We start from the raw sequence: 19366 nt of genomic DNA, 5'->3' as shown, positions 1-19366 counted from the left end.
GCTGGAGGTTTCAGCGTTTCATCAAAAAAGCGACCCGCGGGTCGCTTTTTTGCGGCCGTTCACATCACGCGGTAGACCCGGCCGGTCTGCGCGCCTTCGACGTTGCGCAGGCAGGCCGGCATGCCCGAAACGCTCGGACACCACTTCGCGCAGGGCATCCGAGGCGGCGACGGCGGCGCGAAGTGCGGTGGAGGTGGCTGCGTCTCAAGATGCTTCCAATGGTGATAGCCCTTGCCATGGCTGCTCGGTGGCCGCAGACTTGAACCGAACAATCACCCACGCGCTGCGGCTGGATCTGCGGCGCTGGATCCTTCCTTGGCAGCAAGATGCCCCGCAGTCGTCTGCCGCCAGCTGCGGCACCAGCACAGAACCCATGTTCCTGAGTCTGCAACCATCCGCACCTCTGAACGCTTTTGTCGAAAGCCTTTGGTACAGCGAGCGTGGCGCGCTGCCGCACACGCGCGAACGCAGCCTGCCGACCGGCTGTGCACATATCGTCGTGCCGCTGCTGCAGGATCATCTGATTCGCTACGAAGGCGCCAATGACAAAGGTGCACGCCGGCTGCGCGGCCCCATCGTGCAGGGCCCCTCTGACCGCTTTGGCGTGCGTGGCACCGAAGGTCCGTCGGCCGTGATCGGCGTGCAGTTCAAGCCCGGCGGCGCGGCCGCGTTCTTCGGGGGTGCGCTGCCCCATCTGCGCAACCGCACCGAACTGCTGGAAGACCTCTGGGGCCCGGCCGCCCAGGCGTTGCATGAGCAGCTCAAGTCGGCAGGGTCGCCACAGCGCGCGCTGATGTGCCTGCGAGACCATCTCTTGCGCAGGCTTCGACAGGCGCCGCCGCCCGATCCGTTGGCCACTTGCGCCATCGAGGTTTTCGGTCAGGACCCGGCTCGAGCGCGGGTGCTGCCGGCGCAACACGCAGCCGGCTGCGCGCCAGCGCAGTTCATCCGCCGCTTCGAGGCGGCCGTCGGGCTCACGCCCAAGCGCTACGCGCGCGTGCTGCGTTTCGGCGTCTTGTTACCGGCGCTGGTGCGATGCGGGCCGCGTGACTGGGCGGACATTGCTGTGGGCGCCGGGTACTTTGACCAGTCCCACCTGATCCGCGAGTTCCGCCAGATGGCTGGAATGCCGCCCGGCCAATACGTGCCGGTGCACGCCGATAGGCCGACGCACGTGGCGCTGCAAGTGCGTTGAAGCGGGGCCGAAAAAATGTCCAATACGTGATCAGCCTCCGTCCCTAGACTGCGATCCTCGCGGCACGTTGCCGCTCAAAGGAGAGGTGCCATGAACCAGATCCACGAGGTTTTCCCCTACCTGATGGTGCGTGACAGCGTGGCCGCCATCAGCTTCTACCAGCAGGCCTTTGGTGCGGTCGAACGCTTCAGGCTCGTCGAACCGACGGGCCGCATCGGGCACGCCGAACTGCAGATCGGCCCTGCGGTGCTGATGGTGTGCGACGAGTTTCCCGAATGCGGCATGGTGGGGCCGCAAGGCGATCTATTCACCGGATGCACCATCCACCTGCATGTGGACAACGCCGACGAAATGGGCGCCCGCGCGGTCGCCGCTGGTGCGACGATGCTGATGCCGCCCACCGACCAGTTCTACGGTGAACGCTCGTGCCGTTTGCGCGATCCGTTTGGGCACGCCTGGCTGATCGGGCACTCGATAGAGAAGCTGGAACCCGAGGAGATGCAGCGTCGCTACACCGCGCTGATGGCTGGCGATGCCACCTGAAGGCGCAGAGACGCAAGCGACTCACATCACGCGGTAGACCCGGCCGGTCTGCGCACCTTCGACGCTGCGCTGGTAGGCCAGGCCCACGCGCTGCGCCGGCACGGTTTCGAAGCCGGGGAAGAACGGGCCGTAGGTGGGCAGCGATTCGGTCAGCAGCGTCGGGCTGACGGCGTTGATGCGGATGCCGCGCGGCAGCTCGATCGCCGCGGCGGCCACAAAACCCTCGATCGCCGCGTTCACCGCCGTGGCATTGGCGCCGTTGCGGATCGGCTCGATGGCCAGCACGCCGCTGGTCAGCGTGATGGAGCCGCCATCGTTCAGGTAGCGGTGGCCGGCCAGCGCCAGCTGCACCTGGCCGAGCAGTTTGTCCTGCAGGCCGAGGTTGAACTGCTCGGCCGTCATCTCGGTCAGCGGGCCGAAGTGCAGGTTGCCGGCGGTGCTGATGATGGCGTCGACGCGGCCCACCGCTTCCAGCAAGGCCACCACGCTGTCCGGTTGCGACAGATCGGCGCGGTGCTGGCCGCTGTTGCGCCCGGCGCTGACAATCTCGTGGCGCGAGCCCAGCGCCTGCACGGCGGCCTGTCCGATGGTGCCATTGGCACCGATGAGAAGAATCTTCATGGCGGTTTCCTGTTCTGTGGAAGTTGAGAAGGCGCCATTGTTTGCCTAATGTTTCATGGCATAAAGTAGCAAATTATTCTCACACTACAAACCATTGGTTAGGAATACGCATGGACAAGCTGCGTTGCATGGAGGTGATGGTGGCCGTGGTCGACGCCGGCAGTTTCGCGGCGGCGGCGAGCCGGCTGCAGATCTCGGCGGTGATGGTGGGCAAGCACATCCAGCAGTTGGAGGCCCACCTGGGCGCGCGCTTGCTCCAGCGCAGCACACGCCGCCACAGCCTCACCGAGGTGGGTGCGGCGTTCTACGAAGACAGCAAGCGCGTGCTGGAGCAGGTGCGCTGGGCCGAGTCGTCGGTGGAGCGCAGCCGCGCGGCGCCCCAGGGGCTGTTGCGTGTGAGCGCGCCGGTCACGCTGGGCAGCCACACGATCGCTCCGCTGGTGGCGCAGTTTCTGCTGCGGTATCCGAAGGTGCGGGTGGACCTGCAGCTCACCGACAGCGTGGCCGATCTGGCCGGCGAGGGCATTGACGCGGCCGTGCGCATCGGCCGCATTGCCGACGAGAGCCTGGTGGCCCGGCCGCTGCGGCCCTACCGCATGGTGATCGCCGCCGCGCCGGCCTACCTGCAGCGCCATGGCAGCCCCCAGAGCGCCGCCGATCTGGCGCGGCATGTCTGCCTGAGCCACTCGGTCTGGCAGCGCCGCACCGAGTGGACGCTGCATGAAGGCTCACAGTCGTTCCAATGGCCCGAGCAGGCCCGCCTGACCTGCAACCACGGCGACGGCCTGCGCCGCGCCGCCCTGGCCGGGCTCGGCCTGGTGATGCAGCCCGAGGTGCTGCTGGCCGACGACCTGGCCAACGGCCAGCTGGTGGCGGTGTTGCAGGCCTGCTCGCCACCGGCCCGGCCGGTGCACCTGGTCTATGCGGCCGACCGCCGCCAGTTGCCCAAGCTGAGCCGCTTCGTCACCCACGTGTTGCGCTCGATCGGGCTGCCGCCGCATTGACGCCCGCGCGATCAGGTGGCGGTGGCCTTCAGGGCACCACCACCTTGAGCAGCTTCTGCACCAGCGGATGCTGCACCTTGCGCGCGGTGCCGATGGCGTAGAAGTGTTCCTGCACGCCTTCGCAGGGGGCGAACCACTTCAGGCCATGGCCCTGCGAGAGCTGCTCGCGCATGCGTTCGGGCGCGGGGAACACGCCCATGCCCGAGGCGCCGAAGGTGGCCAGCAGGGCGCTGTCTTCGAACTCGCCCACCACGCGGGGCACCACGCCCTGCTGCTCGAACCAGTGGTCGATGCGCAGGCGCACCGAGGCGTGCGAGCTGGGCAGCAGCACCGGCACCTCGGCCAGGCTGTGCGGGAAGTTCTGGCGGGCCTGGGCCAGCCAGGCCTTGGGCGCGTACCAGCCCAGGGGCGATGAGCCCATGGCGTGGCTGTAGAGCTTGAGGTTGGGGTTGGCGGGCGCGGGCCGGTCGGACAGCACCACGTCGAGCCGGTGCAGGGCGAGGTCGGCCAGCAGGTCGTCGAAGTCGTCTTCGTGGCACACCAGGCGCAGGCGCGGCTCTTCGAGCGCGGGGGCGAGCAGTTCGCGCACGGCGAGCTTGGCCAGGCCGTCGGAGATGCCGACCACGAGGCGCACGCTGCCCTGGCTGGTGGCGTCGCGCACGGCGCTGGGCAACTGCTCCCCGAGCAGGAAGATCTGCTCGGCCACCTGCAGGGCCGCCTGCCCGGCCTCGGTGAGGGCCAGGCCGCGCCCGGCGGGCTTGAACAGCGCATGGCCCAGCGACTGCTCCAGCAGGCGCACCTGGGCGCTGATGGTCTGCACCGCCATGCCCAGCCGGTCGGCGGCGTGGGACATGCCGCCCTCTTTGGCCGTGACCCAGAAGTAATACAGGTGCTTGTAGTTCAGGTCCTGGCTCATGGTTCTGTTTTCAGAGAGTGAATTTCCTGGATTGTCTGCTTTTTCAGAATCGAGTGCGGCCCTATCTTCCAGGCTCCCTGTTCACCTCTGGAGAACCCTCATGGAACGCATCACACGCCACCCTTCCCTGTCTGCCCGCCCTTCGCTCGCCCTGGACCGCCCGCAGGTGGCCCGGGTGCTGCGCAACACCTACGCCCTGCTCTCGCTCACGCTGCTGTTCAGCGCGGGCGTGGCCGCGCTGGCCGTGGCCGGCAGCTGGCCCGCGCCCGGCCTCGTGATCACGCTGGTGGGCTATTTCGGCCTGCTGTTCGCGGTGCACAAGCTGCAGAACAGCGGCTGGGCGCTGCCCGCGGTGTTCGCGCTCACCGGCTTCATGGGCTACACGCTCGGGCCGCTGCTCTCGCACACGCTGGCCCTGCCCGGCGGCGCGGGCACCATCGTGGCCGCGCTCGGCGCCACGGGGGCCAGCTTCGTGGCGCTGTCGGCCTACGTGCTGACCACGCGGCGCGACTTCAGCTTCATGGGCGGCTTCCTGTTCGCCGGCATGGTGATCGCGCTGGTGCTGGCCGTGGGTGCGTATTTCTTCCAGATGCCGGCGCTGGCGATGGCCGTGTCGGGCCTGGTGGCGCTGCTCTCGGCGGGCCTGATCCTGTTCGAAACCAGCCGCATCGTGAACGGCGGCGAGACCAATTACGTGCTGGCCACGGTGGGCCTGCTCGTCTCGGCCTTCAACCTGTTCACCAGCCTGCTCGGCCTCACGGGCATCGGCGGGAACGACTGAGCCCGAGCGGACTCTTCCCTGGAAGGCACACATATATATAGAGATATGGAGACCTCCATGCAGACCTACCGCACGAACAGCCCGCAGGCCGCGGCCCGCCTGGTGGCGATGGCCCTGGTGTCCGACGGCCAGTACGCCCTGAGCGAGCTGCAGGCGCTGGCCCGGCTCGACGCAGCGCAGCGCCTGGGGCTCAGCGCCGAGGCGTTCCAGGCCGTGATCGACCGCTTCTGCCAGGAGCTGCTGCAGGCCAGCGGCGGCGTCTGGACCGGCATGGTGGACGACGCGACGCGGGCGCGGCTCATGGCCGAGGTCACCGACCCGACCCTGCAGGACCTGATCGTGCAGCAGTGCGAGGCGCTGATGCTGGCCGACGGCCATCTGGCCAGTGGCGAGATCGCGCTGATCGACGCGCTCAGCGCCCGCTGGCGCCGGCCGGTGCGGCTGTGAGAATCGCCTGGCCATCGGCGGCTTGATCTGTGGAGCCGCCCCTGTGTGCGCGCCAGGGCGCCGGTCAGGCGCGCGCGAAAAACAGCGCGCTCATCACCAGGCCCACGGCGATCACGCCCAGGCGCACCCACGGCGCGGGCAGCCGGCGGGACCAGCGCGCGCCAAAGTAGCCGCCCGCCGTGGCGGCCACCATCATGAGCAGGCCTTCTTTCCAGGCGATGGCGCCGGCGATGACGAAGGCCGCCACCGACAGCCAGGACAGCACCAGCGAGTTGAGGTTCTTCAGCGCGTTGACGGTGTTCAGCCGCGACTCGCCGGCCACCGTGTAGAGCGCCATGAGCAGGATGCCCAGCCCGCCGTTGAAGTAGCCGCCATAGATGGCCACGCCCAGCAGCGCGGGCTCGCGCCAGCCCGCCCGGCCCTGGCCGTCGTGCGGGGCCAGCGCAGCGCGCCGGGCGATCGCCGGGCCGGCCGCGAACAGCGCGGTGGCGAACAGCAGCAGCCAGGGCACGATGCCGGCAAACAGCTTCGCGGGCGTGACCAGCAGCAACAGCGCACCGGCCACGCCGCCCAGCGCCGAAATGGCCATCTCGCGCCGCAGGCGCCGCGCCGGCAGCGCGCGCAGCTCGGGCCGGAAACCCAGCGTGCTGCCCAGGTAGCCGGGACTGACCGCGAGCGCGCTGGTGGCGTTGGCCACGATGGGCGGCACGCCCGTGAACACCAGCGCGGGAAAGGTGAGGAAACTGCCCCCGCCGGCGATGGCGTTGAGCACGCCGGCGGCAAACGCGGCGGCGGCAAGCAAAGGCGAGGCAGTCAGAAAGTCCATGCGCCGATTATTCCGGCCCACCCGCCGCCGATTGCCTGCACTGCAGGCAAAGCTGTTCAACAACAACCCCGCACTCTGCCGTACGCCTCCGGGGCGCGGGAGCCCCAACCCAGAACGCCGCGGAACTGGCTCCGCCAGGCCGCAGGCGTTGCCCCCTTGAGGGGGTCGCGCGCAGCGCGGCGGGGGTGGGGCTACCTCGCCCGACCAAGCTTGTGCTGCAGCCGGTCCAGCACCTCGCTCACCGCCTGCGACGAACCGCCCGCGCCGGCGGCCAGTTCCTGCTCGGCCAGCGACAGGTTGAGCCGCACGAAAGTGCTGTCGAGCGCGTGGCGCGTGGCGAGCAGCTGCTGCGCGATCTTGGCGCAGTCGGCGCCCTCTTCCAGCAGCTTCTGCAGCCCGCGCACCTGGCCCTCGGCCCGGCGCAGGCGGTGCATCAGCTCGGCCTTGCGCTCGCTGGGCAGCGGCTGGGGGCCGGGGGCGGCAGCGGCGTCGTCGCTCATGGTCTCGCGCGTTCGGCCGCTCAGGCCGACGCGGGGATGATGTTGGCCACCGGCTCGGGTGCCAGCAGCGAGCCTTCGCGCAGGCCGCGCACGGTGGCGAAGCTGAGCCAGAGCACGGTCATGGTGGTGGACGCGAGCAGCAGCACGCCGGCGGTCTGCAGCACGCCGTGCCAGGCGCTGTCGGGCTGCAGTTCGGCCAGGCGCAGGGTGAGCGTGGTGAAGGCGGCGAACGGGAAGGACAGCGCCCAGAACGGCACGCCGAAAGGCTGGCCGGCGATGCGGCGCACGACCGGCAGCAGCCACAACACGAAGAACAGCGCCACGCCCCAGAGCGCCTGCACCGCCGCCACCGGCGCCTGCATCTGGATCAGCACCAGGCCGATCACGGCGGGCGGCGCGATGGTGATGAACCAGGCCGGCAACACGCGCTCGGGCAGCGGGCTGTGGGCCAGGCGCCGCGCCAGCACCAGCGTCAGCACCACCGGCCAGAAGAACGCACCGATGCCCATCTGCGCGGCCGACCAGCCGTCGATGCCCAGCGGCAGACCCGCCAGCGGCGCGAGCACGTTGCCCACCACCGGGATCAGCAGCACCGGCGTGACCGACGGCCACAGTCCCGTGTTGCCCAGGCCCTGGCCGGGCTGGGCCGCGGCGGCCGGCGAGATCCAGCGGCTCAGCACCCACAGCGTGGCCCAGAGCTGGGTGAGGCTGCCCGCCCACCAGAGCACGCGCCAGAGCGGGGCCAGGCCGCCCTCTGCGCCCCCCAGGGCCACGCCCACCGTGGCCAGCAGCAGCAGCGACACCGGGAACGCGGCCACGAAGGCGTGGCGCACCGGGTGCTTGAGGTCCTCGGCCAGCGCGGCGGGGTAACGCGAGATGCGCAGCAGCGAAGCCACCAGCAACGCGAGGAACACCAGCAGCGCGAGCGCGCCGACCACCAGCGCGACGCCGCTGGCCATGTCGCCCAGCACGCCGTGCGCGCGGTGCCAGGCCAGCGCCAGGCCGCACAGGCCCATGACCAGGGCGAACCAGCCGGGCATGAGGAATTTCAGGGGGGTGGGGCTGCTCATGGGTGTTCCTTGGCCGGGCGGGGGCCGGCGTTCAGAGGATGGTATTCAGTTGCACTTGCCCGTGCCGCACGAGCCGCCGTTGCCTTCGGGCACGCCGAGCTTGCGCAGCAGGATGCCGGGCGGGCAGAAGCCGGTGAAGCCGGACTGGAACAGGTTGAAGCCGACGAAGCCGGTGAAGGCCAGGAACCAGGGGCTGACAAAAATCGGGCTGCCCTCGATGCCCAGGGCCAGCGACAACATGACAAAAAAACCGGCCATGACGCGGATGTAACGTTCAACAGTCATTTCAAACTCCTAAGAAAACACCAACAGAAAAGAAAGCCTGGCCAGAGCACGTGCGTCCCACCAGGGCACCCGTGGAACCGGCTTTGCCGGGCCACAAGGTGCGTCCCCTCCGGGGGAAGACGCGAAGCGGCGCAGGGGGGTCATCCGAACCTCCGGCGGTACACCGCGTAATACAACACCGGGATCACCACCAGCGTGAGCAGCGTGGACACCGCGATACCGAAGATCAGCGACACGGCCAGGCCGTTGAAGATCGGGTCGTCGAGGATGAAGAAGGCGCCCATCATGGCGGCCAGGCCGGTCAGCGCGATCGGCTGGGCGCGCACCGCGGCGGACTGCACCACGGCTTCGGCAAAGGGCACGCCGCGCTTCGTTTCCAGCTCGATGAAGTCCACCAGCAGGATGGAGTTGCGCACGATGATGCCGGCCAGCGCGATCATGCCGATCATGCTGGTCGCCGTGTACTGCGCGTTCAGCAGGGCGTGGCCCGGCATGACGCCGATGATGGTCAGCGGGATCGGCGCCATGATGATCAGCGGCGTGAGGTAGCTCTTGAACTGCGCCACCACCAGCAGGTAGATCAGGATCAGGCCGACGCCGTAGGCCGCGCCCATGTCGCGGAAGGTCTCGAAGGTGATCTGCCACTCGCCGTCCCACTTCACCGCGTACTGGCGGTACGGGTCCTGGGGCTGGCTGATCCAGTACTCGCCCAGTTCGCCGGTGTTGGGCAGCGCGGCTTTGTCCATGGACGAGCGGATGCCGAACAGACCGTAGAGCGGCGAGTCCAGCGAGCCCGCCATGTCGCCGAACACATAGGTCACGGGCAGCATGTCTTTGGTGTAGCGCGGCTGGTCGATCACGCCGCGCTCCACCGTCACCAGCTCGGAGAGCGGCACCATGGCGCCGTTGGCCGCCTTCAGGGGCAAGGCCAGCAACGCATCGAGGCCGACCTGCTGGTCCAGCGGCAACTGCAGCCGCACCGGCACCGCGAACTTGGCGTGGCCGTCGTGCAGGTAGGCCGCGTCCGAGCCCGAGAGCGCGGCGTACACGGTCTGCGCGATCACCTGCACCGGAATGCCCAGCGACTCGGCGCGCTGGCGCTGGATGCGCAGGAAGGCGCGCGGCGCGTGTTCCTTGAGCGAGGTGTCCACGCCGACGATGTCGGGCGTGGCCTGGTAGGCCTGGGCCACGCGCTGCGCGAGTTCGGCGCGGCCCGCCTGGTCGGGGCCATAGACCTCGGCGACGATGGGCGACATCACCGGCGGGCCGGGCGGCACTTCCACCACCTTCACGCGCGCGCCGTGGGTGGCCGCGATCTGCTCCAGCGCGGGGCGGTGGCGCTGCGCGATGGCGTGGCTCTGTTCGCTGCGGGCGTGCGCGTCGATCAGGTTCACCTGCAGGTCGCCGCCTTCGGCTTCGGCGCGCAGGTAGTACTGGCGCACCAGACCGTTGAAGGTGATGGGGCTGGCGGTGCCGGCGTAGCCCTGCACATTGGCCACCTCGGGCTGGGCGGTGAGGTAGGCCGTCATGTCCTGCAGCGCGGCGGTGGTGCCTTCGAGCGGCGTGCCGGCGGGCATGTCCACCACCACCTGGTACTCGCTCTTGTTGTCGAAGGGCAGCATCTTGAGCACCACGCCCACGAAGGAGCTGGGCACCAGCGCCAGGCTCACCGAGAGCAGCAGCGCCCCGGCGATGCCGGCGGCCAGCAGCCAGCGCTTCTTGGCACTCTGCAGCAGCGGCGTGAGGATGCGCGTGAAAGTGCTTTGCAGCGTGCGCGTGATCTTGCCGGGGCCGTGGGCGGCGTGGCCTTCACCGGTCTTGGTCAATTTGAGTGCGAGCCAGGGCGTGACGGTGAAGGCGATGGCCAGCGAGATCGCCATGCCCATGCTCGCGTTGATCGGGATCGGGCTCATGTACGGGCCCATCAGACCGGTCACGAAGGCCATGGGCAGCAACGCCGCGATGACGGTGAAGGTGGCGAGGATGGTGGGGCCGCCCACTTCGTCGACCGCGCGCGGGATGATCACCGTGAGCGGATCGTGCGGCGTGAGCATGCGGTGGCGGTGGATGTTTTCCACCACCACGATGGCGTCGTCCACCAGGATGCCGATGGAGAAGATGAGCGCGAACAGCGAGACGCGGTTGAGCGTGAAGCCCCAGGCCCAGCTGGCGAACAGCGTGGCGGTGAGCGTGAGGATCACCGCCGCGCCGACGATGATGGCCTCGCGCCGGCCCAGCGCCAGCCCCACCAGGACGATCACGCTGCCGGTGGCGAAGATGAGCTTCTGGATCAGCTTGTTGGCCTTGGCCGCGGCGGTTTCGCCGTAGTCGCGCGTGATGGCGACTTCCACCTCGTCCGGGATCACCGTGTTTTTCAGGTTGTCCAGCCGCTCGCGCACGCCGGCGGCCACGTCAACCGCGTTCTCGCCGGGCTTCTTGGTCACGGTGATGGTCACGGCCGGGTGGTTCTGGCCTTGTTGGCCGGCGTGGGCCGCGTCGGCGGCGCCGGGCGTGAACCACACGTAGCGCTGCGGCAGCTGCGCGCCGGCTTCCACCCGCGCCACTTCGCGCAGATAGATGGGTCGCCCGTTGTTCACGCCGACCACGATGTCACCCACGTCCTGGGCGTTCTGCAGGAACTCGCCGGTCTCCACCGACAGCATGCCGGGCTCGCCCGCGGCGGGGCTGGGGTTGACCACCGAACCCGAGGGCATGGCCTGATTGGCCGAGGCGATCGCGCCCTGCAGCGCCTGCACGCTCACGCCGCGCTCGCGCAGCCGGGCCGGCTCCAGCCACACGTGCACCGCACGGCCGGGGCCGCCGATGGTGACCACCTCGCGCGTGCCCGGCACGCGCTTGAGCTCGGTTTCCACCGCGTGCGCCACCCGCTCCAGGTCCATCGCGCTCTGTGCGTCTTTCGTCCACAGCGTGGCCGCGAGCACCGGCACGTCGTCGATGCCCTTGGGCTTGACGATGGGGCTGAGCACGCCCAGGCCCTGGGGCAGCCAGTCCTGGTTGGCGTTGAGCACGTCGTACAGGCGCACCAGCGCCTCGGTGCGCGGCACGCCGACCTGGAACTGCACCGTCAGCACCGCCACGCCTGGGCGCGCCACCGAATAGCTGTGTTCGATGCCCTGGATCTGCGAGAGCACGTGTTCGGCCGGCGCGGCGACCATCTTCTCCACGTCGGCACTCGATGCGCCGGGGAAGGGGATGATCACGTTGGCCATGGTCACGTTGATCTGCGGCTCTTCCTCGCGCGGCGTGACCAGCACGGCGAACAGGCCCAACAGCAGCGCGACCAGCGCCAGCAGCGGCGTGATGGCGTTGGCCTGGAAGGCCCGCGCCACGGAGCCGGAGAAGCCGAGCTTCTCGACAACAGAGAGTTCTTGAGAGGAGTTCATGTCAAAGGTCCAGAACGCAACGATGGCCCGTGCGCCATCCGGCACGCGCCGCGCAACCGGCTTCGCCGGGGCGCTGGCGTGGTCCCCCCTTCAGGGGGGAAGACGCGAAGCGGCGCAGGGGGGTCATTCCGGCCTCGCGGCGGGCTGTGCGCCCGACAGACCGGCGCGCACCGGGTCGAGCGCCACGCGGTCGCCGGATTTCAAGCCCGCCAGGACCTCGACACCGGCCTCGCCGTGCGAAGCCCCCGTGCGCACCGCGCGCAGCGCAAAACCGGCCGGCTGGCCTTCGCCCCGGGTGGCCACCACGTACACACCGGTGAGTTCGCCGCGGCGCAGCAGCGCCGACTCGGGCACCAGCAGGCGCTGGTCGCCGGGCTGGCCCTGGCCGCCCACGAAACGCACCCGCACCTGGCGGCCGGGCACCTGGTTGGCGCCGTCGGCCGTGCTCAGGTCAAGCCGCCATTCCACGGTCTGCGACACCGGGTCGGCCGCCGGCAGGCTGGTCTTGGCGGCGGGCAGCACCCACTGCCCGGTACCGGGCAATTGCACCTCGATGCGCTGTGCCTGCAGCGCCAGCGCCTGCTGCGAGGCGGGCACGTGCACCACGGCGCGGATCGGCTGCGGCGCGTAGACCGTGAGCACCGGGGTGCCGGGCAGCGCCAGCGCACCGGCCTCGGCGTGTGTCTGCAACACCCAGCCGTCGTACGGCGCGGTCAGGCGCGTGAAGCCCTGGGCCACGCTGGCCTGGGTCTGGCCGGCGCGGGCGGCGGCGGCGCCGGCCTGGGCGGCCCGGTACTGGGCCTGCGCCGTGTCCAGCGCGGCCTGGGCCAAAAAGCCCTGGGCGCGCAGATCGCGCGAGCGCTCGTAGGCCGCCTTGGCGTTGGCCAGGTTCGCATCGGCCTGGGCGAAGCCCGCCTGGGCCTGGGCCACGCCGGCCTGGGTGGCGCGGTCGTCGATCACGGCCAGCACCTGGCCGGCCTTCACCGGGTCGCCGGCTTTCACCGACAACGTGGCGATGCGGCCCGACGCCTGGGCCGAGAGCACGCTCTGGCGCACCGCCTGCAGGTTGCCGTCGATCAGAAAGCCCGCTCCCACCGCCTGGGCGCCCACCGCCATGACCGGCACCTGCGGGCCGGCGGGCGCCGCAGCCTCGCCCGCCGCACGCACACCCGCCGCGCCCAGCAGGGCAGCGCCCGCGACCAGGGCGAGCGAGAGCGCGCCCCAGACGGCGCGGCGCGGCGCAGGCCAGCCGCGCGCCGGTGCCGGCGCGGTGGCGTTGAGAGGCTGAAACAGGGAGCGGGGGGAACGGGCGGGCATGGTTTTCTCCTATACGGTCCGTAGTATACATATATACCCCTAGGGGTACAAGCAGATGGCCATGTGAACCAGGGTACGCCCCGCGCCGCTGTTTCGCGTTGCTATTTCTGGTTCTGGGTTTTGGCAGGCGTCCGCCCTCACCCCAGCCTCTCCTAGGGGGAGAGGGGGTGAAGACACGCGGTTCAGAAGAAAAAGAAGGAGGAGGCGCGCGGCCCTGCATCACTTCAGGGCCCTTCAGCGGGTCCACCGCACCGGAGCGCGGCCCGCAACGCATGAAGCGATCCAGCCCAGGGCACCGCCGGGCCGGCTTTGCCGGACGGCCAGTGCCGCCCCCTTGGGGGGGTAGCGCGAAGCGCTGCGGGGGGTCTATTTACACCAGTGCAAAAGGCACCCGGGCCGCCACGGCGCACAGCAGCTCGTACGAGATCGTGCCGGCGGCGGCGGCCACCTCGTCCACCGGCAGCGCCGCGCCCGTCGCCGAGACGCCCCACAGCACCACCTCGGCCCCGATCCCGCAGGGCACGCCGGCCGCGTCCAGCGGTGACAGGTCGACCGCGATCATGTCCATGCTGACGCGGCCCAGCACCCGGGTGCGCACGCCCGCCACCAGCACCGGCGTTCCGGTGGGCGCGTGGCGCGGGTAGCCGTCGGCGTAGCCGCAGGCCACCACGCCCACCCGCATGGGGGCTTCGACGGCGAAGGCCGAGCCGTAGCCCACGGTGTCGCCCGGCTGCAGCTGCTGCGTGCCGATGATCCGGCTGGACAGGGTCATGGTCGGCTGCAGGTTCCAGCCGGCCGCGGTGTGCTCGGGGTGGTCGGGCGCGCCGCCGTAGAGCGCGATGCCTTCGCGCACCCAGTCGGCCGCGAGCGTGGTCGCGCCGTCGCCACGCAGGGGCGAGCGGGCGTGGCGCAGGATCGCCGCGCTGTTGCACAGCGTGCGTTCACCCGGCAGGTCGGCGGTAGCGGCCTCGAACGCAGCCACCTGGTGGGCGATGCCGCGCGGTCCGTCGGCGTCGCTGAAGTGGGTCATGAGCGAGATTTCTTCCACCTGGGGCAGCGCGTTGAGCCGGGCCCAGGCGGCGCGGAAGGCGCCGGGCGCGAAGCCCAGGCGGTTCATGCCGCTGTTGAGCTTGAGGAAGACGCGGTGCGGCACCTGGGTCTTGTGCGCCGCCAGCCAGTCGATCTGCTCGTTGCAATGCACCGCGTGCCACAGATGCAGGCGCGAGCACAGCTCCAGGTCGCGCGGTTCGAACACGCCTTCGAGCAGCAGGATGGGGCCGCGCCAGTCCAGCGCGCGCAGGCGCTCGGCCTCGGCCAGGTCCAGCAGGGCAAAGCCGTCGGCGCTGCGCAGGGCCTCGAACACGCGCTCGATGCCGTGGCCGTAGGCGTTGGCCTTGACCACCGCCCAGACGCGGGCGTCGGGCGCGCGCTCGCGGGCCTGGTTCAGGTTGTGGCGCAGGGCCTCGGGGTGGACGGTGGCGAGGATGGGGCGGGGCATGGCGGGAGAACAAATGAGGACAGCGACGACTGTCGCACAAACCGGCCCGCCCGCCAGCGACCCGCACCGCGATTCATGCGCCTGCAGCGCAGCTACTACAAACACCCCACCCAGGTCATCACAGCAGAACAGCGTCCGAAGCGCGTGCCTTGTCCAGCACACACCGAGGATCCGGCTCCGCCGGGCCAAGGGTGGGGTCCCCCCGGGGGGGAAGCCGCGCAGCGGCGCAGGGGGGAGCCTTACACCGCCTCCAGGCTCACGTACACCAGGGTCTGGTTGAGCAGCTGGTAGGCGATCTCGCCGAAGGTCATGGGCCCGGTGAGCGGGCCGGTGCGCTGCCCTTGCAGGTTCGCGTGCAGGTAGTTGAGGATGCAATTGCAGCTCCAGCCGGCGGCGCGCGCGTCGGCCGGCAGACCCTGGCCGAAGGCCCGGGCGGCGTCGGGCACGGGCTGGGCCAGCCGGTACTCCACGTCGTCGAACACCGGCGCGTAGAAGTCCACCTGCCCGTGGGCCGCGTCCACGCCCTTGAAGGACACGTTGACCAGGGCGCCCGAGTAGTCGGCCACCAGGGGCAGGCGGGTGTCGACGGCGCGCTCGCCCAGGTACTGGGCAAAGTCGCGCAGCTGACCGTTGACGTAGGCCTCGCGGGCCGAAAAGCCGGTGGAGGGGAATCGGATCGTGTCGCCCGACCCGGGCTGGAACAGGTTGACGATGTCGATGCGCGGGTACACGTTCTCGGGCAGCGGCAGGTGCAGGGCCAGGGCCTGGTCGCTGCGAAACTCCAGCGTCTGGCCATTGCCCACCACGGGCGCGGTGCGGCCCAGGTCGTCGAGGTGGACACCGGCGATCCAGCCCACCAGGGGCTTGAGGTACATGTCTTCGTAGCTCGGCGCCTGGCGCGCGTACAGCGAATGCACGCCGGAGAACGCCGGAACGATCAACACGCTCAGGCCGTGCGCGGGCGCCTCCAGCGCGACGCGCTCCAGATTGTGTTCGCCGTACCAGCGCAGCGTGGGCGTGGCGTCCAGCGCGGGCAGTTCGCTCACGAACAGCTTCTCGCGCGTGGTTTCGCCGCCGTCCTGCCCCATGAAGTAGGGAATGCTGCCGGCGATCCAGTTGCCGCGCGGCAGCTGGCGCAGCAGGGCCTCGTCGGCGGCCAGGCACAGGAAAGCGCCGCTGCGGATCGCCTGTGTGGCCTGCTCCAGGTTCATCAGGATGCCGCTGCCGACCGGCACGGCGCTGGAAGATGGGGGGATCGTCATGGGGGTCCTCAGCCTTGGCGCAGTTGCGCGAGTTCGTGGGTGAGCACGCGTTCGTTCTTCACGAAGTAGCGGTGCAGTTCGCGCAGCTTGAGCAGGCGGACTTCGTCGTCGTTGATGAGTTCGAGCTGGGAGCGCACGCGGGTGAGCATGAGCTTGAGGCTGAGCACCCTGATGTCCAGGCCCAGGTCGGCGTTGAGCAGGCGCAGCCAGACCGGATCGGTCAGGTCGGGCACGTTCGGGTGGCCGGGCTCGTCGACCCAGGGCGCGCGGGGCACCGCCGCCGCCGGCGCGGCCACCGGCGCTGGCACCGCCCCGCTGGGCTTGCCGCTGTCGAGGGCGTAGCGGTAGCGCCAGACGTCCTGCAGGTTCAGGTCCATCAGTGTGCACACCGACTGCAGCGACACGCCCTGGTTGAACATGGCGAACACACGCTGCGACAGCCCCCGCGTGAAGGGCATGCCGGGCTCGCCGGTCCAGTCCAGGCCGGGCTGGTCCTGGCCCGGGGGCAGCGCGACGTGCAGATGGCACTGGATCGGGCCGATGGACAGGTGGCGCCAGGAACAGGTCTGGGTGGGCACCGCCGGCTTGCGCTCGCGCCCGAACCAGCCGCGCTCCACCTCCGGCGCCACCCAGACGTCGCAGCGCCGCTTGCGCGGATCGAACCGGTATTCGCGGACCTCCCAGGGGCGCTCGATCAACAGCAGTTGCCGCAGCAGCGCCTTGTCGATACTGATCATGGTGTTTGTCTCCTCGGTTGTTTGAGTGGGTGGCATCCGGGTGTGACACAAGCACCCCGGACGGGCCGGGATCGCAATTGCCGTTCCACGCCGGCCCGCAGGCCGCCACGGCAGATGGAAACGGCCCGGAACGGCCAGAAACGGCGCCCCACCGTGACGCTGTTCACGCCCACCCCACAAAGCGCAGGCGCCACCGGGTCGGCCCGGGCCCGGGGCAGGCCGGAGCAGGCGCCGGGCGTCGGGCCCGCCCCCCGTTGGCAGGGGGACAGCTGCGCCAAACTGACACACGCCGAGCGCCGCGGCGGGTACACCGCGGGGCCCAAACAAGGCCCCGCACAGCCTTTCGCAGTACGCACTTGGTATTACAAGCTGTCACATTTGGCGTGCTATAACCAAAGCCTCGTTGGAGACCAGAGGTCGCTCGCTCACCCACCACCACGGCGCCCAGCCTGGGCCGTCACGCCGCACAAGACCCCAAAAATCCATGAAGCGCGGCTTCTACACCATCATGACGGCGCAGTTCTTCAGCTCTCTGGCTGACAACGCGCTGTTCGTGGCCGCCATCGAACTGCTGCGCAACCGGCACGCACCCGAGTGGCAGAGCGCGGCGCTGGTGCCGCTGTTCGCGCTGTTTTATGTGGTGCTGGCCCCGTTCGTGGGGGCCTTCGCCGACGCGCGGCCCAAGGGCCAGGTCATGTTCATCAGCAACGCCATCAAGGTGGTGGGCTGCCTGCTGATGCTGGTGGGTGTGCACCCACTGCTGGCCTACACCCTGGTGGGCCTGGGGGCCGCCGGCTATTCCCCGGCGAAGTACGGCATCCTCACCGAGCTGCTGCCGCCGTCGCAGCTGGTCAAGGCCAACGGCTGGATCGAGGGCCTGACCATCGCCTCCATCATCCTGGGCGTGCTGCTCGGCGGCCAGCTGGTGGCGCCCTGGATTTCCTCGCGCCTGCTCGCGATCGACCTGCCCATGCTGCACACCGGCATCCACCACCCGGCGGAGGCGGCCATCGGCGCGCTCATGGTGGTCTACGCGCTGGCGGCCTGGTTCAACACCCGGATTCCGCTGACCGGCGTGACGCCGCGCGCCATGCCGCGCAACCCGCTGGCCCTGCTGCCCGACTTCTGGCGCTGCAACAGCCGGCTCTGGCGCGACCACCTGGGCCAGATCTCGCTGTCCACCACCACGCTGTTCTGGGGGGTCTCGGGCAACCTGCGCTACATCGTGCTGGCCTGGGCCGGCGCGGCGCTGGGCTACAGCACCACGCAGGCGTCCAGCCTGGTGGGCGTGGTGGCGCTGGGCACGGCCGTGGGCGCGGTGGTGGCCTCGCTGCGCATGCGGCTGGACCAGGCCACGCGGGTGATGCCACTGGGCATCACCATGGGCGCGCTGGTGATCCTCATGAACTTCATCGACAACGTCTGGGTGGCCGCGCCGTTCCTGGTGCTGCTGGGCGGCCTGGGCGGTTTCCTGGTGGTGCCGATGAACGCCCTGCTGCAGCACCGGGGCCACAACCTGATGGGCGCGGGCCGCTCGATCGCGGTGCAGAACTTCAACGAGCAGGCCTGCATCCTGATCCTGGGCGCGCTCTACAGCTTCTCCACCGCGGCCGGGCTCTCGGCCTTTGCCGCCATCACCATCTTCGGCCTGGTGGTCGCCGGCTTCATGTGGGTGATCATGAAATGGCACCAACACAACCTGCGCCACCACCCCCACGAGCTGGAGCGCCTGATGGAAATCGCCCGCCGCGACGACCTGCACGGGTAGCCGGCGCCAGCCGGCCGGGCGGAGCGGCTCAGAACCCGATGTTCGTCGGCCGGAAGTCGTCCTGGCTCACCAGCCGGTGCCGGGCCAGCACCTTGTAGAGCTCGACTTCGTTCACTGAACGGGGCAGGTAGGCGTCGCTGCCGGCCAGGCCCGCCTTGATGCGGTCCATGCTGCCCGCCGCGGGCGCGAACATGATCACCACCGGGCTCTGCCCATTGGCCAGCTTGCGCTGCTTGGCGCCACGGCAGATCTGGTAGGCGTCGGGCTGGCCGTTGAGACGGTCGATCACCACCGCCCGGTAGGCGTTGGCCTGCATCATGGCCAGCGCCTGGGGCGCTTCGCGCGACCAGTCGATCGTGAGCCCGTATTTCTTGAAACGCTTGTGCAGGATGCGGCCCTCGACCAGGCTCTCGGCCACCAGCAGCAGGTCGCCACGCGGCAACTCGGGCACCGCCGCCGCCGGGCTCTTGCCGTGGGTGGATTTCGGCGGGCGCGAAGCGCCCGGCGCACGCGAACCGGGCACACGGGGCGCCGCAGGCGCCTGGGGCAGCTCTTCCAGGCCGCCAAAGTCGCTCAGCCCCATCACGCCGGGCCGGGCAAAACGCGCCGACTCCGCGGCGGTCGGCGCCACGGGCCGGCGCACCATGAGCCGCGTCGGAGGGAACCCGGTGGCGTCGAACCGGCGGGCGGCCACCGGCGCCCGGGCCGCGGCATCGCCCATGCGCACGCCGACCAGGGCGTCGAGCAGACCCAGCACCGACACCAGCTTGATCGGCTTGCGCTGCAGCGGCCAGCCGGTGCCGCCGTCGCTGTGCCCCACCAGCAGCACCTGGCCCGGCAGTTTGGCCTGACGCACCAGGTGCAGGGCCTGGGTGTTGTCGGCGTTGACGATCAGCAGCTGCGCGTCCGCCACCTCGTCCTGCACCCGGTACTCGGGTGGTCGCCGCGCCGCGAGCCGGAAAAACGCATCGAAGGTCGTGGACTCGCTGTCCGTGAACCCCACCAGAGCCACTGTGTAACTGTTGGCCATAGAACACCCAAAACGCATACCTATGAATTAGATTTTCCAAGGAGTATGCCGGTTTTGGCGGACCCCCTGGGGTACTGGCAACCACTATCCGGCGCCAGCGTGATCGATTTCCCCTTTGCACGGCGGGCCTGTGCGATCTGCCATAGTGAGGCCCTCTCATTC

General features: G+C 69.9%; 18 protein-coding genes. 6 read left to right on the top strand and 12 right to left on the bottom strand.

Annotated elements, in window-relative coordinates; translation table 11 throughout:
- Positions 1-259 precede the first annotated feature (259 nt).
- Complete coding sequence (locus KIH07_RS04760) at positions 260-1195, top strand: helix-turn-helix domain-containing protein (RefSeq protein WP_226490879.1); 936 nt, start codon at positions 260-262, stop codon at positions 1193-1195.
- A 90-nt stretch (positions 1196-1285) separates the two neighbouring features.
- Positions 1286-1738 carry a VOC family protein gene (locus tag KIH07_RS04755; protein WP_226490878.1) on the top strand — a complete coding sequence of 151 codons (453 nt, stop codon included), beginning with the start codon at positions 1286-1288 and terminating at the stop codon, positions 1736-1738.
- Positions 1739-1759: 21 nt separating this feature from the next.
- Here KIH07_RS04755 and KIH07_RS04750 read toward each other — a convergent pair whose 3' ends face one another.
- On the bottom strand, positions 1760-2359 hold the full coding sequence (locus KIH07_RS04750; RefSeq protein ID WP_226490877.1) for a short chain dehydrogenase: 600 nt from the start codon (positions 2357-2359) through the stop codon (positions 1760-1762).
- 110 nt (positions 2360-2469) lie between these two features.
- Between KIH07_RS04750 and KIH07_RS04745 the strand changes: the two genes are divergently transcribed.
- Positions 2470-3363: a LysR family transcriptional regulator gene (locus KIH07_RS04745; protein ID WP_226490876.1), complete on the top strand. Its 894-nt coding sequence runs from the start codon at positions 2470-2472 to the stop codon at positions 3361-3363.
- A gap of 28 nt (positions 3364-3391) precedes the next feature.
- On the opposite strand, the gene KIH07_RS04740 is transcribed toward KIH07_RS04745, so the two are convergent.
- Entirely contained in the window at positions 3392-4279 is an 888-nt protein-coding gene (locus KIH07_RS04740; protein WP_226490875.1) for a LysR substrate-binding domain-containing protein, read from the bottom strand.
- 100 nt (positions 4280-4379) lie between these two features.
- Between KIH07_RS04740 and KIH07_RS04735 the strand changes: the two genes are divergently transcribed.
- Positions 4380-5060 (top strand): Bax inhibitor-1/YccA family protein, encoded by a 681-nt coding sequence (locus KIH07_RS04735; RefSeq protein ID WP_226490874.1) that lies wholly within the window; start codon positions 4380-4382, stop codon positions 5058-5060.
- A gap of 57 nt (positions 5061-5117) precedes the next feature.
- Positions 5118-5507: a TerB family tellurite resistance protein gene (locus tag KIH07_RS04730; protein WP_226490873.1), complete on the top strand. Its 390-nt coding sequence runs from the start codon at positions 5118-5120 to the stop codon at positions 5505-5507.
- Between the two features lie 64 nt (positions 5508-5571).
- Here the strand turns inward: KIH07_RS04730 and KIH07_RS04725 are convergent, their stop codons facing one another.
- The 9 genes from KIH07_RS04725 to KIH07_RS04685 form a co-directional block, all read right to left on the bottom strand.
- Positions 5572-6333 carry a sulfite exporter TauE/SafE family protein gene (locus tag KIH07_RS04725; protein ID WP_226490872.1) on the bottom strand — a complete coding sequence of 254 codons (762 nt, stop codon included), beginning with the start codon at positions 6331-6333 and terminating at the stop codon, positions 5572-5574.
- 191 nt (positions 6334-6524) lie between these two features.
- Positions 6525-6833, bottom strand: a complete 309-nt coding sequence (locus KIH07_RS04720) for a metal-sensing transcriptional repressor (protein WP_226490871.1) — start codon at positions 6831-6833, stop codon at positions 6525-6527.
- Positions 6834-6853: 20 nt separating this feature from the next.
- Positions 6854-7903 carry an SLAC1 anion channel family protein gene (locus tag KIH07_RS04715; protein ID WP_226490870.1) on the bottom strand — a complete coding sequence of 350 codons (1050 nt, stop codon included), beginning with the start codon at positions 7901-7903 and terminating at the stop codon, positions 6854-6856.
- A 45-nt stretch (positions 7904-7948) separates the two neighbouring features.
- Positions 7949-8188, bottom strand: coding sequence for a DUF2892 domain-containing protein (locus tag KIH07_RS04710; RefSeq protein ID WP_226490869.1), 240 nt, complete (start codon positions 8186-8188; stop codon positions 7949-7951).
- Between the two features lie 140 nt (positions 8189-8328).
- Positions 8329-11592 carry an efflux RND transporter permease subunit gene (locus tag KIH07_RS04705; protein WP_226490868.1) on the bottom strand — a complete coding sequence of 1088 codons (3264 nt, stop codon included), beginning with the start codon at positions 11590-11592 and terminating at the stop codon, positions 8329-8331.
- Between the two features lie 123 nt (positions 11593-11715).
- Entirely contained in the window at positions 11716-12909 is a 1194-nt protein-coding gene (locus KIH07_RS04700; protein ID WP_226490867.1) for an efflux RND transporter periplasmic adaptor subunit, read from the bottom strand.
- Positions 12910-13279: 370 nt separating this feature from the next.
- Entirely contained in the window at positions 13280-14407 is a 1128-nt protein-coding gene (gene alr, locus KIH07_RS04695) for an alanine racemase (protein WP_226490866.1), read from the bottom strand.
- Between the two features lie 239 nt (positions 14408-14646).
- Positions 14647-15669: a DUF6976 family protein gene (locus KIH07_RS04690; protein WP_226490865.1), complete on the bottom strand. Its 1023-nt coding sequence runs from the start codon at positions 15667-15669 to the stop codon at positions 14647-14649.
- 8 nt (positions 15670-15677) lie between these two features.
- Positions 15678-16406 (bottom strand): hypothetical protein, encoded by a 729-nt coding sequence (locus KIH07_RS04685; protein WP_226490864.1) that lies wholly within the window; start codon positions 16404-16406, stop codon positions 15678-15680.
- Positions 16407-16890: 484 nt separating this feature from the next.
- On the opposite strand from KIH07_RS04685, the gene lplT reads away from it, so the two are divergent.
- Complete coding sequence (gene lplT / locus KIH07_RS04680; RefSeq protein WP_226490863.1) at positions 16891-18174, top strand: lysophospholipid transporter LplT; 1284 nt, start codon at positions 16891-16893, stop codon at positions 18172-18174.
- A 28-nt stretch (positions 18175-18202) separates the two neighbouring features.
- On the opposite strand, the gene KIH07_RS04675 is transcribed toward lplT, so the two are convergent.
- Positions 18203-19204, bottom strand: coding sequence for a hypothetical protein (locus KIH07_RS04675; protein WP_226490862.1), 1002 nt, complete (start codon positions 19202-19204; stop codon positions 18203-18205).
- Positions 19205-19366: the final 162 nt, after the last annotated feature.

The sequence above is a fragment of the Hydrogenophaga taeniospiralis genome, assembly GCF_020510445.1.
Lineage (GTDB): Bacteria > Pseudomonadota > Gammaproteobacteria > Burkholderiales > Burkholderiaceae_C > Hydrogenophaga.
Note: the sequence above shows the minus strand (reverse complement) of the source record. Positions and strands in the feature narration are given on the sequence as shown.

Coding starts and splice junctions, on each gene's coding strand:
- lplT (WP_226490863.1), top strand. CDS start 16,891: ATGAAGCGCGGCTTCTACACCATCATGACGGCGCAGTTCTTCAGCTCT.
- KIH07_RS04685 (WP_226490864.1), bottom strand. CDS start 16,406: ATGATCAGTATCGACAAGGCGCTGCTGCGGCAACTGCTGTTGATCGAG.
- KIH07_RS04705 (WP_226490868.1), bottom strand. CDS start 11,592: ATGAACTCCTCTCAAGAACTCTCTGTTGTCGAGAAGCTCGGCTTCTCC.
- KIH07_RS04735 (WP_226490874.1), top strand. CDS start 4,380: ATGGAACGCATCACACGCCACCCTTCCCTGTCTGCCCGCCCTTCGCTC.
- KIH07_RS04700 (WP_226490867.1), bottom strand. CDS start 12,909: ATGCCCGCCCGTTCCCCCCGCTCCCTGTTTCAGCCTCTCAACGCCACC.
- KIH07_RS04750 (WP_226490877.1), bottom strand. CDS start 2,359: ATGAAGATTCTTCTCATCGGTGCCAATGGCACCATCGGACAGGCCGCC.
- KIH07_RS04755 (WP_226490878.1), top strand. CDS start 1,286: ATGAACCAGATCCACGAGGTTTTCCCCTACCTGATGGTGCGTGACAGC.
- KIH07_RS04720 (WP_226490871.1), bottom strand. CDS start 6,833: ATGAGCGACGACGCCGCTGCCGCCCCCGGCCCCCAGCCGCTGCCCAGC.
- KIH07_RS04740 (WP_226490875.1), bottom strand. CDS start 4,279: ATGAGCCAGGACCTGAACTACAAGCACCTGTATTACTTCTGGGTCACG.
- KIH07_RS04715 (WP_226490870.1), bottom strand. CDS start 7,903: ATGAGCAGCCCCACCCCCCTGAAATTCCTCATGCCCGGCTGGTTCGCC.
- KIH07_RS04730 (WP_226490873.1), top strand. CDS start 5,118: ATGCAGACCTACCGCACGAACAGCCCGCAGGCCGCGGCCCGCCTGGTG.
- KIH07_RS04690 (WP_226490865.1), bottom strand. CDS start 15,669: ATGACGATCCCCCCATCTTCCAGCGCCGTGCCGGTCGGCAGCGGCATC.
- alr (WP_226490866.1), bottom strand. CDS start 14,407: ATGCCCCGCCCCATCCTCGCCACCGTCCACCCCGAGGCCCTGCGCCAC.
- KIH07_RS04710 (WP_226490869.1), bottom strand. CDS start 8,188: ATGACTGTTGAACGTTACATCCGCGTCATGGCCGGTTTTTTTGTCATG.
- KIH07_RS04745 (WP_226490876.1), top strand. CDS start 2,470: ATGGACAAGCTGCGTTGCATGGAGGTGATGGTGGCCGTGGTCGACGCC.
- KIH07_RS04675 (WP_226490862.1), bottom strand. CDS start 19,204: ATGGCCAACAGTTACACAGTGGCTCTGGTGGGGTTCACGGACAGCGAG.
- KIH07_RS04725 (WP_226490872.1), bottom strand. CDS start 6,333: ATGGACTTTCTGACTGCCTCGCCTTTGCTTGCCGCCGCCGCGTTTGCC.